This window comes from Acidimangrovimonas sediminis (genome assembly GCF_002871005.1).
Classification (GTDB): Bacteria; Pseudomonadota; Alphaproteobacteria; order Rhodobacterales; family Rhodobacteraceae; genus Acidimangrovimonas; species Acidimangrovimonas sediminis.
This window is the reverse complement of sequence record NZ_PHSN01000001.1, coordinates 240,078-256,510: the sequence shown is the minus strand read 5'-3', so window position 1 is coordinate 256,510 and position 16,433 is coordinate 240,078. Positions and strand designations below refer to the sequence as shown.

Sequence of the window (16,433 nt, the reverse complement as noted above, 5' to 3'; positions counted from 1 at the left end):
CCAGACCGGGCAGCCAGGTGACCCACGAGGCGCAGCCTCCCAACGTCAGGCCAAGGATCAGCCCTTCAGATTTCCATCCAGATCGTGACCGGACCGTCGTTGGTCAGGCTCACCGCCATGTCGGCCCCGAATTCGCCGTTCTCGACCGCGATCCCCTGCCCGCGGACCGCGCCCGAGAAATACTCGTAAAGCCTGTGCCCCTCGTCCGGCGGGGCGGCGGCGGAGAACCCGGGGCGGTTCCCGCGCGAGGTGTCGGCGGCAAGGGTGAATTGACTGACCACCAGCGCCGCGCCCCCGGCGTCGACCACCGATCGGTTCATCTTGCCCGCGTCGTCCTTGAAGATCCGGAGCCGGGCGATCTTGGCCGCCAGCTGGTCGGCCTGCGCCTCGGTATCGCCCTGCATCGCGCAGACGAGGATCAGCAGACCCGGGCCGATCTCTCCCGTGATGCGGTCGTCCACCGTCACCCGTGCGGCGCTCACTCTCTGGATCAGGGCTCTCATGGCCGCCGTTGTGACGCGGAACGCGCGGCGTCGCAAGGCCCCGTAGGGTGCGTTTCAACGCACTCCCGCATGCCCGCCCGCCCGCATTCCCCTCAGTCCAGCGTGCGGCGGAACCTGCTCAGCGCCAGCAGCGCGAAAACCACCACGAAGGCCGTCAGCGCCCCGATCTGCGGCTGCACCGTAGTCAGATCCGCGCCCTTCAGCATCACTGCCCGGACCAGCCGCAGGAAATGCGTCAGCGGCAGCACTTCGCCCACCGCCTGCGCCCAGCCCGGCATGCCGCGGAACGGAAACATGAACCCCGACAGAAGGATCGACGGCAGGAAGAAGAAGAACGCCAGTTGCATCGCCTGCATCTGGTTCCGCGACAGGGTGGAGATCGTGTAGCCCAGAAGCACCAGCGCCAGCACGAACAGCAAGACCCCCAGCAACAACAGCCACATCGCCCCCACGAAGGGCACGTGAAACAGGATCTTGGCCGCGAACAGGATCACCGCCATCTGCACCGCCCCCACCATGAGAAAGGGCAACACCTTGCCCAACATTATCTCCAGCGGCGTCACGGGCATCGCCAGCAGGTTCTCCATCGTCCCGCGCTCCGTCTCGCGGGTCAGGGCCATGGAGGTCATCATCACCATGGTCATCTGCAGGATCACCCCCAGAAGCCCCGGTACGATGTTGTATTGCGTCACCCCCTCGGGGTTGTAGCGCTTGTGCACCACGACCTGCAGTGCGCCGGGCTGATCTGCGGGGGCGGAGGCCCCCTGCTCGCGCCTGAGCGCCTGCGCCGCCACCGTGCCCAGCGTCGAGACCGCGCCCGAGGCGACCGCCGGGTCGGTCGCATCCGCCTCGATCAGGATCTGCGGATGATCGCCGCGCGCCACCCGGCGCCCGAAATCCGACGGGATGGTCACGACGAAAGATACCGTGCCGTCCGAGATCAGCCGCTCGGCCTCGGCCTCGGACACGCCGACCTTGGTGAAGTGGTAATAGCCCGTCATCTCCAGCGCCGTCACGATGGCGCGGGTGTAGCGGTCCTGCGTGGGCGCCACCAACGCCGCGGGCAGGTGCTTGGGGTCGGTGTTTATGGCAAAGCCGAACAGCACCAGCAGGATCAGCGGGATCCCCAGCATCATGGCAAAGGTCACCCGGTCGCGCCGCATCTGGATGGTTTCCTTCACCAGCATCGCGCGCAGGCGGCGAAGCGACAGGATCCCGTTCATGCCATGTTGTCCTTTGCCCCGCCCATGAAGTGGATGAAGGCATCCTCGAGGCTGGTCTCGGCCGGTGTGACCCGCGCCCCCGCCCCACCTGCGATCCGGGTGACCGAGGCTTTCAGCGCCCCGGCATCGCGCCCCACCACATGGAGCACCGACCCGAAGGGCGCCACCTGCTCGACCCCCGGCGCGCCGCGCAGCCTCTCGTCGAGGTCGATCATCGCCGCCCCGTCCAGCCCCTCGACCACAAAGGTCGTGAGGCCCGCGCCCTTCACCACCTCGGCCACCGTTCCCCGGGCGACAAGACGGCCGTAGGAGATGTAGTTGATCCGGTGGCAGCGCTCGGCCTCGTCCATGTAGTGGGTGGAGACAAGCACCGTCATGCCGCCCGCCGCCAGCCGGTGGATCTCGTCCCAGAACTCGCGCCGCGCCTTGGGGTCGACGCCTGCCGTGGGTTCATCCAACAGCAGCAGTTTCGGGTCGTGCATGATGCAGGCGGCCAGCGCGAGGCGCTGCTTCCAGCCGCCCGAAAGGCTGCCTGCAAGCTGGTCGCGCCGCGAAGTCAGGCCAAGGTCGGCAAGCGTCTCGTCGACGTATTTGCGCACCGGCGTCAGGCCATAGAGCCCGGCCACGAAAGCAAGGTTCTCGGCGATCGACAGATCCTCGTAGAACGAGAACCGCTGCGTCATGTAGCCCACCTCGCGCCGGATGCGGCGGGCATCGCGGCGCAGGTCGTGGCCCAGCACCTCGCCCGTACCCGCATCGGGCGTGAGCAGGCCGCACATCACCCGGATCGTCGTGGTCTTGCCCGATCCGTTCGGCCCCAGGAAACCCGCGATCTCGCCCCGCGCGACCTGCATGGTCACGTCGTCCACCACCCGCCGGCCGCCGTAGCTTTTCACCAGTCCGCGCACGTCGATCGCCGGTGCCGTGCCTTGCGGCGGGGGAACGGGAACCGCGCTCACTTCTCCGCTCCCGGCAGATCGACATCGACGATCTGCCCGGGCTTCAGCCGGGTCGCGCGCGCCTCGGGGCGGGCCTCGACCAGATAGACCAGCTTCTGGCGGTTCTGCAGCGAATAGATGACCGGCGGGGTGAATTCCGGCGCATCCGAGACATAGGTCACATGCGCCGTCTCACCCGCGCCACAGCCATCGCAATGAACCGTCAATGTCGATCCTGCATGGATCCGGGCCACCGCGGTTTCGGGGAAATACAGCCGCAGCTTCACCGCCCCGTCGGGCAGGAACGACAGCACCGGCGCCTGCGGGCCCGCGATCTCGCCCCGCGTGCGCAGGATGTCATAGACCGTCCCCGTCCGAGGCGCGGTCAGCGTGCGTTTGGACAATTGCCACGCCGCCGCGTCGCGTCGCGCCGTGGCCTGCGCCACCGCGGCCTCGGCGGCCGCGATCTCCTGCGGCCGGGCCGGCAGCCGCGCCACCGACAGGTTCGCCTGCGCCTGCGCCACCTGCGCATGCGCCACGTCAAGCCGCGTCGTCGCATCGTCCAGCTCGGCCTGCGAACTCACCCCCCGGTCGCGCAGCGAGGTGAGCCGCGCCACCTCCTTGCCCACCTCGGCCTCCTGCGCCTTGGCCGAGGCCAGCGTGGCCGCGATCACCGCGATCTCCTCCGGCCGCTTGCCAAGCTGGAGGTTCGCCAGCCGGCTCTCCGCCTCGGCCAGCGCGGCGGTGGCCTGGGCCACCGCGATCTGGGCGTCGCGCCGTTCGGTCAGCGCCAGCACCGCCCCCGCGGCCACGTGATCGCCGCGCTTGACCTTGACGTCCGAGACCTGCGCCACCGCAACCGGCGCCACCAGCACGTATTCCCCCTCGACATAGCCGGTGGCGAGGGGGGCGGGCACCGCGCAGGCCGACAGAAACGCCGAAAGCACGGGAATGGAACACAGGATCATCGGGGGACCTCCCGTATCGCCGCATCTAGGGCGGCATCAAGGGCTGCATCGAGGTTTCGGATCAGGATGCGGGTCAGCGCCTCGGGGTCCAGCCCGGCGTCGCCCATGCGGCGCAACACCACCGGGCGGCCGATACGGAAATAGACCACCTGGCCGATCATCGCGAAGACCGAAAGCCGCGTCTCCTCCGCCTCCGGATCGGTCCCCGTCGCAAGCCCCCACAGCGCGCAAAGCTGGCGGTGCCGCGGCCCCACCGTGGTCTCGTAGAGGCGGTCGAGGACCTCGCCCTCCTCGGTGATCTCGCGCAGCAGGAAGGCCGCAAGATCCGCGGCCTCGGGCGCTGCCGCCAGATAGCCCGTGATCGCCCGCAGCGCGGCCCGCAACCGCGCCCGCGCCTCGCCGGGCGTCGCGGGTCTCGGCCCCGCCCCAAGGTCACCCAGAACGTGACCGATCCGCGCCGCGACCTCCTCGGCACAGGCGCGCCGCAGCCCCGCCTTCGACCCGAAATGATAGGCGATCGCCGCCACGTTCGCCCCCGCCCGCGCCGCGATCTCGCGCGTCGAGGCGGCGGCGAACCCCTTGTGTCCGAAAAGATGCAGCCCCGCCGACACCAGCGCCGCTCGGGTCGCCTCCGCAGGATCCGCAGATAGCGGCGTCTCGGCCTTCGACCTCTCGGGCATCGCGCACCTCCTCACTTCAATCAAACGATTAAATCATTTGATTAGCGAGTCAACAGGGAAAACCTACCCCCCGCGGCCGAACCGCCTTCTCCTTCTTCTGAGTGACAATATCCTCGGGGGGGTGCAGGGGGGCAGACAGCCCCCCGCGCCGCCCTCACCGCTCACGCGTCCGCCGGGGCACCGCGCGACAGCGCAGCCTCAGCCCGCGTCCGTACGTCCCCGCCGATCGCTGCGCAGGTTGGCGTAAAGCACATGGTTGCGCCAGCGCCCGTTGATCTGCAGATAGCTTTGCGCGACGCCTTCGTACTTGAAGCCGCATTTCTCCAGCACCCCGCGCGAGGGCGCATTCTCGGGCAGGCAGGCCGCCTCGATCCGGCTCAGGTCGAGGTCGGCGAAGGCGTAATGCACCACCGCCGTGATCGCCTCGTGCATGTAGCCCAGCCGGGCGTGATCCTGCCCGACCCAATAGCCCAGGGTCCCCGCCTTGGCGGGTCCCAGCCGGATATTGTCCAACGTGATCCCGCCCACCAGCGCCTGGTCCTTGCGGCGGATCAGGAACAGCGGCACGCCGCGGCCCTGCGCATAGGTGCGCTGCGCCCAATAGACCCGGTTGGTAAAGGCCTTCCGGGTCAGGTGGTCAGTGGCCCAGCTGGGTTCCCAGGGTTGCAGGAACTCGAAACTTGCCCCGCGCAGCTCTGCCCAGTTGCGGAAATCGCCATGCACGGGAAGCCTGAGCGTCAGGCGTTCCGTCTCGAGCCGCAACTTGCGGCGGACGAGGCGCATCAGGCGGCAAGCCTTCTGCGCAGCGCCTCCAGGTCCGGGGCATCCGCCACCGGCCCATAAAGCGCCATCGCCGCGGGCATGCCCTGCGCCATCTGCGCGGCCTGGGCGCGCACGCCGTCACGGGTGACGGCATCGATCTTGGCCACGGCCTCCTCGACATCCGGCACCCGGCCCCAGATCGCGAGAAGACGCGCCAGCCGCTCAGCCCGGGCCGAGGGGCTTTCCAGCCCCATCAGCAGCCCCGCCTTCAACTGCGCACGCGCCCGGGCGATCTCGGCCTCGGACATGTCGTCAGCCGAACGTTTCAGCTCATCCACCGTCAGCCCCGCCAGATCCGCAACCTCCTCGGCCGAGGTGCCGGCGTAGATCGTCATCATCCCGGTGTCGTCATAGGCACCCACCTGCGAGAAGATCGTGTAGCACAGCCCCCGCTCCTCGCGCAGCTTCTGGAACAGGCGCGAGGACATCCCGCCCCCCAGCGCGGTGGAAAACACCTGCGCGGTGAAGAGATCGTCGTCGCGGTAGCCCGGCGCCTCGAAGGCCAGCGCGAAATGCGCCTGCTCGAGGTCCTTCACAACCCGCTTCTCGCCGCTCTGGAACTGCGCCCGCTGCAACTGGAACGCGCCGCGGCGTCTCAACCCGCCGAAGGCCTCCGACGCCAGCGCGACGATGCGGTCATGATCGACCGCCCCCGCCGCCGACAGGATCATCTGCTCCGGCCCGTAATGCTCCCCCACGAACCCCTCGAGGTCGCCGCGCTGGAAGCTCGAGACACGCTCGGTCGGCCCCAGAATGGTGCGCCCCATCGGCTGGTCCGGATAGGCCGCCTCCTGCAGCCAGTCGAAGATCACGTCGTCGGGGGTGTCCAGCGCCTGGCCGATCTCCTGCAGGATCACGTGGCGCTCAACCTCGATCTCTTTCGGGTCGAACACCGGGTTCAGCACGATGTCCCCGATCACGTCGAGCGCGAGCGGAACATCATCGGCCAGCACCCGGGCGTAATAGGCGGTCATCTCGCGCGAGGTATAGGCGTTGATGTAACCGCCCACGTCCTCGATCGCCTCGGCGATCTGAAGGGCCGAACGCGTCTTCGTCCCCTTGAACGCCATGTGTTCGAGGAAATGCGCGATGCCGTTCTGTTCCAGCCGCTCGTGCCGCCCGCCGGCCCCGATCCAGATGCCGATAGAGGCAGAGGCAAGACCGGGCATCGCCTCGGTCACGATGCGGAAACCGTTTTCCAGTGTCGTCAGGCGGGGGCTCATCTTCCGGTCCTCTCGCGGATCAGGGACTTGAGCGCGTCCAGGTCGTCGGCCATCCGCGTCACCCGCTCCTCCCTGTCAAATAGATCGGCCATGCGGGGCGGCAAACCGGGGCGCACGCCCGTCGCCGCCTCGACCGCGTCGGGAAACTTCGCCGGATGCGCGGTGGCCAGCGTGATCATCGGGGTGGCCCCGACATGTTCGGACGCCACCTTCACCCCCACCGCGGAATGCGGGCAGAGCAGTTCTCCGGTCGCGGCCAGCGTCGCCTTGATGGTGGCCGAGGTCTCGGCCTCCGAGGCGCGGCCCGTGGCGAAGGTCTCCCGCAGACTTTCCAGCGCGCCCTGGCTGATGGCAAAGCTGCCGCCGGCCTTCAGCTCGTCCATCAGCTGCGCCACGGCGGCACCATCGCGGCCATAGGCGTCGAAGAGGGCCCGCTCGAAATTCGACGAGACCTGGATATCCATCGACGGACTGATCGACGGCACCACCCCGGTGGGGGTGTAGCTGCCGGTTTCCAGCGCGCGGTGCAGGATGTCGTTCTGATTGGTCGCGATCACCAGCGTCTCGATCGGCAGGCCCATCCGCCGCGCGATGTAGCCCGCGAAGATGTCGCCGAAATTGCCGGTCGGCACCGTGAAGCTCACCTTGCGGTGCGGCGCGCCAAGGGAGACGGCAGAGGTGAAGTAATAGACGACCTGCGCCAGCACCCGTGCCCAGTTGATCGAGTTGACGCCGGCAAGGCCGACCGCGTCGCGGAACTCGAAATCGTTGAACAGGTCCTTGAGGCGGCCCTGGCAGGTGTCGAAATCGCCGTCCAGCGCTATCGCGTGCACGTTCGCCTCGGACGGCGTGGTCATCTGCCGGCGCTGCACCTCGGACACCCGGCCATGCGGGAAAAGGATGAAGACATCGACGTTGTCGAGGCCCTTGAACGCCTCGATCGCGGCGGATCCGGTGTCGCCGGACGTCGCGCCCACGATGGTGATCTTCTGCCCCGAACGGGCCAGCGCAGTCTGGAACAGCTGGCCGATCAGCTGCATCGCGAAATCCTTGAAGGCCAGCGTCGGCCCGTGGAACAGTTCCAGCAGGAAATGGTTCGGCGCGAGTTGCTTCAGAGGCGCGCGCGCCGCATGGCCGAAGCCCGCATAGGCGCGCGAGATGATGACCCCCAGCTCATCGTCGGCGAAGCTTTCGCCGAGGAAGGGGCGCATGACGCGAAACGCCGCCTCCTCGTAGCTGAGCCCGGCCAACGCCGCGATCTCGTCGGCGCTCATCTCGGGGATCGTCTCGGGGACGTAGAGCCCGCCGTCACGGGCAAGGCCCGTCAGCATGGCCTCTTCGAAGTTCAGGACCGGGGCGGCGCCCCGGGTGGATACATAACGCATGGTGCGGCCTTCAATCTGTCCGCCGCGTGATACGCCAGAGCAGAAGGCCTGTCATCCCCAACCACACAAGGGCCAGCGAAAACCACGTCAGCGCGTACTGCCTGTGGTCATTCGGTATCCCGTCGGTGGAGACCGGCATCGGGTCGGCCCGGGTCGCCACGCCCTCGACCCGGCGCGCGGCGATCAGCACCGGCTCCGCCCCCAGCACCCGCGCCATCGCCGGCACGTCGCGGGCGAACCACAGATGGCGGGAAAGATCCGGCGCCGGGGTGAAGCTGTCGACCTCATCGGGCCAGATCAGGTTGCCGGTGATGCGCGCCTGCCCCGCCGGGATCGCGGCCAGAACGCGCCCGTCCCCGCCTCTGCCGGCGCCCCCGGTGGAGCCTCCGGTGGCGCTCCGGTCCCCGCCCTCCGGCCGAAAGCCGAGATCGACCATCAGGCGCCGCCCGCCCGCGGTCTCCAGCACTGCCACGATCAGGTGCCCGGGGCCGCGAAACTTCACCCCGGTCAGGACGCGCAGCCCCTGCCCCGTCAGCCGCCCCCCGGCCACGACCGGCAGATAGGCATCGCGCACCGGGTCGGGTGCCGCGGGCACCGCCACCGGATCGGCGGCGATCTTCGCCTCGATCCGCGCGATCAGACCTTCCTTCCAGTGCAGCCGCCGGACCTGCCAGACACCCAGCCCCACGAGGAGCGCAGCCCCCGCGAGACCGAAGACAAGCGCCGAGACAAAGCGGCGCCGCACGCCGGGCCTGGCCCAAGAATTTTCCAAAAATTCTTGGCAAAATCCTTTGAAAGGATTTGGGGCGCTAATGGGCCGCGACACCGCTGCTGCCCCAGATGTAGACCGCCGCGAAGAGGAACAGCCACACCACATCGACGAAGTGCCAGTACCACACCGCCGCCTCGAACCCCACGTGCTGGCGTGGCGTGAAATCCCCCCGCATCGCCCGCATCATGCACACGAAGAGAAAGATCGTACCGATGATCACATGGGTGCCGTGGAACCCGGTCGCCATGAAGAAGTTCGCGCCGTAGATGTTGCCCGAAAAGCCGAAATGGGCATGGGTGTATTCATAGGCCTGCACGCAGGTGAACATCAGCCCCAGAAAGATCGTCAGCGCCAGCGCGCGCACCATCTGCTTGTGGTCGTTCTCCTCGACCAGCGCGTGATGCGCCCAGGTCGCCGCGGCGCCGGAACACAGCAGGATCAGCGTGTTGATCAGCGGCAGGTGCCAGGGGTCGAAGGGCACGATGCCCTCGGGCGGATAGGTCTGGAACGCCGCGGGCTGTTCCGGGCCGCCGGGGTACATGGCGTGCTTGAAGAAGCTCCAGAACCAGGCGGCGAAGAACATCACCTCGGACATGATGAACAGGATGAATCCGTAGCGCAGGCCCAGCCGGACCACCGGGGTGTGGTCGCCGTGGTTGCCCTCGAACACCACCTCGGACCACCAGCCGAACATCACGTAGGCCACGAGGATCGCCCCGCCCGCGAACATCCATGCCCCCCGGTCGTGCATCCACAACACCAGCCCGAACAGCATGATGAAGGCCCCGAGCGCGCCGAGAAACGGCCAGATCGACGGCTTCAGGATATGATAGTCGTGGTTCGTCTCATGCGCCATGGTCTCCTCCCTCGCAGGCTCCGGCACGTGTCTGTCGTAGTCTTCCCTTCAGTATACCGCGCGCGCAGGCACCGCGGCCCCGTCTCCCCCCGGGGCGGTGGCCGGCGCGGCCGGCAGGTCGGTTTCGTGAAAGCTGTAGGTCAGCGTGATCTCGTGAAGGCCGTCCGCCGCCCGGTCGTACAGGATCGCCGGATCGATCAGAAAGCCCATCGGCACCTCGGCCCGCTCCCCCGGGGCCAGCACCTGCGTCTCGGTGCAGAAGCACGCGACACGGATCAGGTAGCGGTCGGCCCCGGGCGGGGCGACGGCATAGGTCGAGCGGCCGGCCATCGGCCGCTTGCCGGGATTTTCCACGTCGAAGAAGGCAAGGCCGGTCTCGCCGAGCGCCAGCTGCATCCGCTCCTGCTGCGGGTGGAACTGCCAGCCCATGCCGGAGGCGTCCGAACGGAAGCGGATCGTGACCTTGCGGTCGAGCGGATTGGGGCTGAGGACCGCGTCGCCGTGGTACCAGACGTAAAGCGGCCCGGCGGCGAAGATCACGCAGAGCGCGGCGAGGCCCGCCCAGATCCGGGCCCGGATCGACCCGCGATGCGATCCCGCCCCAGCACTCATCCCCCCTGCCCCTTTGGCTGGCCATGTGCCTGGCCCTGAAGGGCGGGTGCCGCGCCCAGCGGCGCGGGCTGCTCGCCCACCTTGACGATGGTCAGGGCGAAGACGAGGATGACGAAGAACAGGAGCGCCAGCCCGAGACCGAGGTTGCGCCCGAAGCGGCGTCTGTGGATCTCGTGTTCCGGCGCAAGCCCTGTCACCACCACCCTCCGAACCCGAAGTGATGCAACCCCGCCTCGGCCAGCAGCGCCGCGAACAGCGCGGCAAGGTAGATCAGCGAGAAGCGGAAGGTCTTGCGTTCCACCTTGTACTTGTCGGCGATCGCCGCGGCCTCATCCCGGCGCCAGATCTGCCAGGCGCCCCAGAGAAAGCGGGCGTGCAGCAGGGTGGCGATGGCAAGGTAGACCCCGCCGCCGATCTGGGTGAAGCCGGTGCCGATCGTCACCGGCGCCAGCAGCAGGGTGTAGACGAGGATATGCGTGCGGGCCGACTTGCGCCCGTGGGTCACGGTCAGCATCGGCACACCGGCGTTGGAATAATCGTCCTTCATGAACAGCGCGAGCGACCAGAAGTGCGGCGGCGTCCACATGAAGATCAGCGCGAACATCGCCACGCTTTCCACGCTGATGCCGCCGGTGGCGCAGGCCCAGCCGATCATCGGAGGGAAGGCGCCCGCCGCGCCGCCGATCACGATGTTCTGCGGCGTCGTGCGCTTGAGCCACATCGAATAGACCACGACGTAGAAGAAGATGGTGAAGGCCAGAAGCCCCGCCGCGACCCAGTTCGCCGCCAGCCCCAGCATCGCGACCGACAGGATCGACAGTCCGAGGCCGAGCGCCAGCGCCTCGTTCGGTTCCACCCGTCCCGCGGGGATCGGGCGGGCGCAGGTGCGGCGCATGACACGGTCGATGTCGCTGTCCCACCACATGTTCAGCGCGCCCGACGCCCCGCCCCCCAGCGCGATGAACACGATGGAGGCGAAGGCGATCACCGGGTGCACCGAAACCGGCGCCACGAGCAGACCGACCAGCGCCGTGAAGACGACGAGCGACATGACGCGCGGCTTGAGCAGAGCGACGTAATCGCCGAAGCCCGCCTCACCCGATTGCTCATCGACCCGGATATCGGCCATCACGTCCTCGCAAAGTCAGGGAATCCCGACGCACCCGATACTCCGATCATTCGCGCAACGCCACGCGGATCGCGGGTTTGTGACCGACTTTCTGCAGGCCGCGCGGAGGTGTCGCACCTGCCTCCGCAAATTGCTGTTTCGCCTTGGTCAGCCAGGTCGCGTATTCCGCCTCGCTCACCGCGTGCACCTCGATCGGCATGTATGAATGATCCTTGCCGCAAAGCTCCGAGCACTGGCCGAAATAGACGCCGGGCTTGTCGACCTTGAACCAGGCTTCGGCCAGGCGCCCCGGCACCGCGTCCTGCTTCACCCCGAAGGCCGGCAGCGCCCAGGAATGGATCACGTCCGCGCCGGTGATCTTGACCACCACGGTCTTGCCCACCGGCACGACGACCGGGTTCGTCGTGGCCAGCAGGAACTGGTCGCGGCTGTAGCCCGCCTTCTTAAGCTTCTCCTCCATCGCGGCGTTCAGGATATAGGGCTTCACCCCGGGCTCGGCCGCGTCGTCGATCGAGGCGGGAGAGCCGATCATGTAGCTGTCGAAGGCAATCTTTTCCTCGGGGTATTCGTAGGACCAAAACCACTGGTTGCCGGTGACCTTGATGGTGACATCGGCCCTGGGGATCTCCATCTCCTTGAACAGCGTGGGCAGGGAAAAAGCCCCGATCATCACCAGGATCGCCACCGGCACCATGGTCCAAGCGACCTCCAGCGGGGTGTTGTGGGTAAAGCGGGCGGGCACCACGTTGCGCCCCGCCCGAAACCGGAAGATCACGTAAAGTAACAGGCACGTCACGAAGACCACGATCACCGCCATGACCACCGTCATCATCCCGTCGAGCCATTGCAGATCGTGCGCAACAGGGGTTGACGCGGGCTGGAACCCGGTCATGCCGGATCGCGGCTGGCCAATGATTTCAACATCTTCCGCCACGGCCGCCGCGGCGCTCGAGATCAGGATCGACAGGGCGCCGACGCCCCGCTTGAGGATCGTGTTGCGCATTGCGTGTTCCCATGTTGTGCCGCGGCTTCGGGTCCGCTTGTCGGGGTCCGCGTCAGGCGGGCTCCCGGTTGTTTCTCTTTTTTGTGAAAACATATTACGAGGGAATCGACAAGAAAAACCCATGCTGCAAAGCGGCATAGGTTGATCTGGATCAGGGACATGCTAGGCACTTGGCTATGACACATGAAAGCTTTCGTCCGTTCGAGACGGACCTTGACGAGGGGCGCGCGCTGACGATCCTGCGCAGCGCCACCGATGGCGCGGACGATGGTGAGCTGTTCCTGGAACGGCGCCGGTCCGAGGCGCTGGTGCTGGACGACGGACGCATCCGCAACGCCAGCTACGACGCCTCGGAAGGCTTCGGCCTGCGCGCGGTGAAGGGCGAGGTGGCGGGCTATGCCCATTCCACCCATCTCACGGAAAAGGCGCTGCTGCGCGCGGCCGAGACCGCACGTCTGGCCGTGGGCGACGGCGGCGGCGTGATGGCGGACGCACCGCAGCACACCAACCGCCGGCTCTATACCGATGCCGACCCGATGGCGGGCGCGACCTTCGGCGTGAAGATCGACACGCTGCGCGAGATCGACGCCTTCGCCCGCGCGCTGGACAAGCGGGTGGTGCAGGTCTCGGCCACGCTGGCGGCCTCGCTTCAGGAGGTCGTGATCCTGCGCCCCGAAGGCGGCGCGGTCTCGGACACCCGGCCCATGGCGCGGCTGAATGTCGCAGTCATCGTCGAGGAGAACGGGCGGCGCGAGAGCGGCAGCGCGGGCGGCGGCGGGCGGATCGGCCTGACCGGCCTGATCGCGCGCGAGAACTGGGAAGAAACCGCGCGCGAGGCACTGCGCATCGCGCTGGTGAACCTGCGCGCGGAACCCGCGCCGGCGGGCGTGATGGACGTGGCACTGGGCGCGGGCTGGCCCGGGGTCCTGCTGCACGAGGCCGTGGGGCACGGGCTGGAGGGGGATTTCAACCGCAAGAAATCCTCGGCCTTCGCCGGGCTCATGGGGCAGCAGGTGGCCGCGAAAGGCGTCACCGTGCTGGACGACGGCACGATCCCGGACCGGCGCGGATCGCTGACCGTCGACGACGAGGGCACCCCCTCGGGCAAGAACGTCCTGATCGAGGACGGGGTGCTGGTGGGCTACATGCAGGACCGCCAGAACGCCCGCCTCATGGGGGTGAAACCCACCGGCAACGGCCGGCGCGAGAGCTTTGCCCATATCCCGATGCCGCGGATGACCAACACCTACATGCTGGGCGGCGACGCGAGCCCCGGTGAGATCGTGGCCGAGGTGAAGGACGGGATCTATGCCGTGGGCTTCGGCGGCGGTCAGGTCGACATCACCAACGGCAAGTTCGTGTTTTCCTGCACCGAGGCCTACCGGGTGAAGAACGGCGTCATCGGCGCGCCGGTGAAGGGCGCCACGCTGATCGGTGACGGCCCCACCGCGATGCGGCACATCCGGGCAATCGGCAACGACATGGCGCTGGATCCCGGGGTCGGGAACTGCGGCAAGGCGGGGCAATGGGTGCCGGTGGGCGTGGGGCAGCCCACCCTGCTGATCGGCGGACTGACGGTCGGGGGATCGGCGGCCTGAAGCCGCGGGAGGCGGAGAGCGCCGGGGGGCCAGCCCCCCGGACCCCCCGGGATATTTCCGCTCAGAAGAAAGGCAGGCGGTCGGGGGTCACTCGGCCGCCTTCTTCTTGGCAGTGGTCTTCTTGGCCGCGGGTTTCTTTTCCGCGGTCGTCTTGTCGGAGGCCTTGGCGGCGGCGGTCTTCTTCGCGGCAGGCTTCTTGGCCGCCGCCTTCTTGGGAGCGGCCTTCTTCTTGGTACCCTTCCCGCCCTTGGCCGCCTTCTCGTTGACCAGCGCGATCGCCTCTTCCAGCGTCACCGCCTCGGGGTCCATGTCCTTGGGCAGGGTGGCGTTCACCTTTTCCCATTTGACATAGGGGCCGTAGCGGCCCGGCATCACCTGAAGCGCGCCGCCGTCGGGGTGTTCGCCCAGCTCCTTGAGCGGCTTGGCCGCGGCACCGCGGCCGCCGCGGGAGGCGAGCTTTTGCGCCAGAAGCTCCACCGCGCGGTTCATGCCGACGGTGAAGACCTCCTCCACCTCCGGCAGGTTGGCGTAGGTGCGGCCGTGTTTCACATAGGGACCGTAGCGGCCGATCCCGGCCTCGACCAGTTCGCCATCCTCGGGGTGCGGACCGATCGGGCGCGGCAGCGACAGCAGTTCCAGTGCTTTTTCCAGCGTCAGATCCTCGGGCGACCAGCCCTTGGGCAGGCTGGCGCGGTCGGGCTTGGGCTGCTCCTCGGTCGCCTCGCCGCGCTGAACGTAGGGGCCGAAACGGCCGTTGCGCAGCGAGATGTCGTTGCCTGCCTCGTCCTGGCCCAGCACCTTGCCGTCGAGCATCGCGGCCTCTTCCCCGCCGGGAGCGGAGATCGGGCGGGTGTAGCGGCATTCGGGGTAGTTGCCGCAGCCGATGAAGGCCCCGCCCGAGCGCGCAGTCTTGAGGTGCAGCCGCCCCTCGCCGCAGACCGGGCAGATGCGCGGATCGGACCCGTCGGGGCGCGGCGGATACAGATGCGGGGCAAGCACCTCGTCGATCTTTTCCAGGACCTCGCCGATGCGCAGTTCCGACGTCTCGCCGATCGCCGCCGAGAAATCGCGCCAGAAGCGGGCCAGAACCTCTTTCCAGTCGCGCTGACCATCCGAGATGTCGTCGAGCTGTTCCTCGAGATCCGCGGTGAAATCGTATTCCACGTAGCGGCGGAAGTAGTTCATCAAGAAGATCGTCACCAGCCGACCCTTGTCCTCGGGGATCAGGCGGTTCTTGTCCTTGCGGACGTATTCGCGGTCCTGGATCGTGGTGATGATCGAGGCATAGGTGGACGGCCGGCCGATGCCCAGCTCTTCCATCCGCTTGACCAGCGTCGCCTCGGTGTAGCGCGGCGGCGGCTGGGTAAAGTGCTGTTCCGGCTCGATCTTCTTCTTCGCGGCGGGTTCGCCCTGGCTGATCTGCGGCAGGCGGTTCGCATCCTCGTCGCCGTCGTCATCGCGCCCCTCCTCATAGACCTTGAGGAAGCCGTCGAAGGTGACGACCTGGCCGGTGGCGCGCAGGCCCACCTGGCCATCGGACGAGGCGACATCTACCGTCGTCCGCTCGAACTGGGCGGCGGCCATCTGCGAGGCGATCGTGCGCTTCCAGATCAGATCGTAGAGCTTGCGCTGATCAGCGTCGTGGATCTTGAGCTTCGAGGGCGTGGCCGACATGTCGGTCGGCCGGATGCACTCGTGCGCTTCCTGTGCGTTCTTGGCCTTGTTCTTGTACATGCGCGGCGAGTTGGGAACGTAGCGGTCTCCCCATTCCGACTTGATCTGGTCCCGGGCGGCCATCACCGCCTCGGGCGCCATGTCGATGCCGTCGGTCCGCATGTAGGTGATGTGGCCGGCCTCGTAGAGCCGTTGCGCCGCCGACATCGTGGCCCGCGCGCCCATGCCGAACTTGCGGCTGGCCTCCTGCTGCAGGGTCGAGGTCATGAACGGGGCGGACGGGTTGCGGGTCGCCGGCTTGGCCTCGACCGAGGCGACCTTCAGATCGCGCGACGTCACCGCCTGCACGGCCAGTTCGGCGGCTTCGGCGGTGGGGATGTCGAACTTGTCGAGCTTCTTGCCCCCCAGCACCGTCAGGCGTGCATCGTATTCCTGCCCGCGCGGCGTGGCGAGAACGGCCGAGACGGTCCAGTATTCCTGGGCGCGGAAGGCCTCGATCTCCATCTCGCGCTCAACGATCAGGCGCAGGCAGACCGACTGCACCCGGCCCGCCGATTTCGCGCCCGGCAGCTTGCGCCAGAGCACCGGCGAAAGGTTGAAGCCCACGAGGTAATCCAGTGCGCGGCGGGCGAGATAGGCCTCGACCAGCTCCATGTCGACGTCGCGGGGCTTTTCCATAGCCTGGGTGACGGCGGCCTTGGTGATCGCGTTGAAGGTGACGCGCTGCACCGTCTTGCCCTTCTTGATCGAGCTTTGCAGCGCCTCGCTGAGGTGCCAGCTGATCGCCTCGCCCTCGCGGTCGGGGTCGGTGGCGAGGATCAGGGTATCGTCGGATTTCAGCGCCTCGGTGATGGCACGCACGTGTTTCTTGGAATCGCTGGCCACCTCCCACTTCATCGCGAAATCGTGGTCGGTATCGACCGAGCCGTCCTTGGGCGGCAGGTCGCGGACATGGCCGTAGGAGGCGAGAACCGTGTAGCCGGAGCCGAGATATTTGTTGATTGTCTTGGCCTTGGCGGGGGACTCGACGACGACGACTGCCATGAA

At 67.7% G+C, this 16,433-nt stretch carries 16 protein-coding genes; 1 reads left to right on the top strand and 15 read right to left on the bottom strand.

What is annotated here, in order from left to right:
* Positions 1-65: 65 nt before the first annotated feature.
* From dtd to coxB, 14 genes are all read right to left on the bottom strand, one after another.
* A complete protein-coding gene (gene dtd, locus CVV76_RS01080; protein WP_102222762.1) occupies positions 66-503 on the bottom strand; it encodes a D-aminoacyl-tRNA deacylase in 438 nt (145 codons plus the stop codon).
* Between the two features lie 92 nt (positions 504-595).
* On the bottom strand, positions 596-1,726 hold the full coding sequence (locus tag CVV76_RS01075) for an ABC transporter permease (RefSeq protein WP_102222761.1): 1,131 nt from the start codon (positions 1,724-1,726) through the stop codon (positions 596-598).
* A complete protein-coding gene (locus CVV76_RS01070) occupies positions 1,723-2,685 on the bottom strand; it encodes an ABC transporter ATP-binding protein (protein ID WP_233192657.1) in 963 nt (320 codons plus the stop codon). The genes CVV76_RS01075 and CVV76_RS01070 overlap by 4 nt, the downstream gene beginning before the upstream one ends.
* Positions 2,682-3,632 carry an HlyD family secretion protein gene (locus CVV76_RS01065; RefSeq protein WP_102222760.1) on the bottom strand — a complete coding sequence of 317 codons (951 nt, stop codon included), beginning with the start codon at positions 3,630-3,632 and terminating at the stop codon, positions 2,682-2,684. The genes CVV76_RS01070 and CVV76_RS01065 overlap by 4 nt, the downstream gene beginning before the upstream one ends.
* Positions 3,629-4,312, bottom strand: a complete 684-nt coding sequence (locus CVV76_RS25565) for a CerR family C-terminal domain-containing protein (protein WP_102222759.1) — start codon at positions 4,310-4,312, stop codon at positions 3,629-3,631. The genes CVV76_RS01065 and CVV76_RS25565 overlap by 4 nt, the downstream gene beginning before the upstream one ends.
* Positions 4,313-4,510: 198 nt before the next feature.
* Positions 4,511-5,095 carry a GNAT family N-acetyltransferase gene (locus tag CVV76_RS01055; RefSeq protein WP_199178457.1) on the bottom strand — a complete coding sequence of 195 codons (585 nt, stop codon included), beginning with the start codon at positions 5,093-5,095 and terminating at the stop codon, positions 4,511-4,513.
* On the bottom strand, positions 5,095-6,357 hold the full coding sequence (locus CVV76_RS01050; protein WP_102222757.1) for a M16 family metallopeptidase: 1,263 nt from the start codon (positions 6,355-6,357) through the stop codon (positions 5,095-5,097). Before CVV76_RS01050 ends, CVV76_RS01055 begins: the two co-directional genes overlap by 1 nt.
* On the bottom strand, positions 6,354-7,742 hold the full coding sequence (thrC, locus tag CVV76_RS01045; protein ID WP_102222756.1) for a threonine synthase: 1,389 nt from the start codon (positions 7,740-7,742) through the stop codon (positions 6,354-6,356). Before thrC ends, CVV76_RS01050 begins: the two co-directional genes overlap by 4 nt.
* A gap of 10 nt (positions 7,743-7,752) precedes the next feature.
* Entirely contained in the window at positions 7,753-8,487 is a 735-nt protein-coding gene (locus CVV76_RS01040) for an SURF1 family protein (protein WP_102222755.1), read from the bottom strand.
* A 64-nt stretch (positions 8,488-8,551) separates the two neighbouring features.
* A complete protein-coding gene (locus CVV76_RS01035; protein WP_102222754.1) occupies positions 8,552-9,370 on the bottom strand; it encodes a cytochrome c oxidase subunit 3 in 819 nt (272 codons plus the stop codon).
* 48 nt (positions 9,371-9,418) lie between these two features.
* Positions 9,419-9,982 carry a cytochrome c oxidase assembly protein gene (locus CVV76_RS01030; RefSeq protein WP_102222753.1) on the bottom strand — a complete coding sequence of 188 codons (564 nt, stop codon included), beginning with the start codon at positions 9,980-9,982 and terminating at the stop codon, positions 9,419-9,421.
* Positions 9,979-10,179, bottom strand: a complete 201-nt coding sequence (locus tag CVV76_RS01025) for a hypothetical protein (protein WP_102222752.1) — start codon at positions 10,177-10,179, stop codon at positions 9,979-9,981. Before CVV76_RS01025 ends, CVV76_RS01030 begins: the two co-directional genes overlap by 4 nt.
* Complete coding sequence (gene cyoE / locus CVV76_RS01020) at positions 10,176-11,111, bottom strand: heme o synthase (RefSeq protein WP_102222751.1); 936 nt, start codon at positions 11,109-11,111, stop codon at positions 10,176-10,178. Before cyoE ends, CVV76_RS01025 begins: the two co-directional genes overlap by 4 nt.
* A gap of 46 nt (positions 11,112-11,157) precedes the next feature.
* Positions 11,158-12,114, bottom strand: a complete 957-nt coding sequence (gene coxB / locus CVV76_RS01015) for a cytochrome c oxidase subunit II (protein WP_102222750.1) — start codon at positions 12,112-12,114, stop codon at positions 11,158-11,160.
* A 176-nt stretch (positions 12,115-12,290) separates the two neighbouring features.
* Here coxB and tldD point away from each other — a divergent pair, with 176 nt between their 5' ends.
* On the top strand, positions 12,291-13,712 hold the full coding sequence (gene tldD, locus CVV76_RS01010; RefSeq protein WP_102222749.1) for a metalloprotease TldD: 1,422 nt from the start codon (positions 12,291-12,293) through the stop codon (positions 13,710-13,712).
* 87 nt (positions 13,713-13,799) lie between these two features.
* Here tldD and topA read toward each other — a convergent pair whose 3' ends face one another.
* A complete protein-coding gene (topA, locus tag CVV76_RS01005) occupies positions 13,800-16,430 on the bottom strand; it encodes a type I DNA topoisomerase (protein WP_102222748.1) in 2,631 nt (876 codons plus the stop codon).
* Between the last annotated feature and the right edge of the window lie 3 nt (positions 16,431-16,433).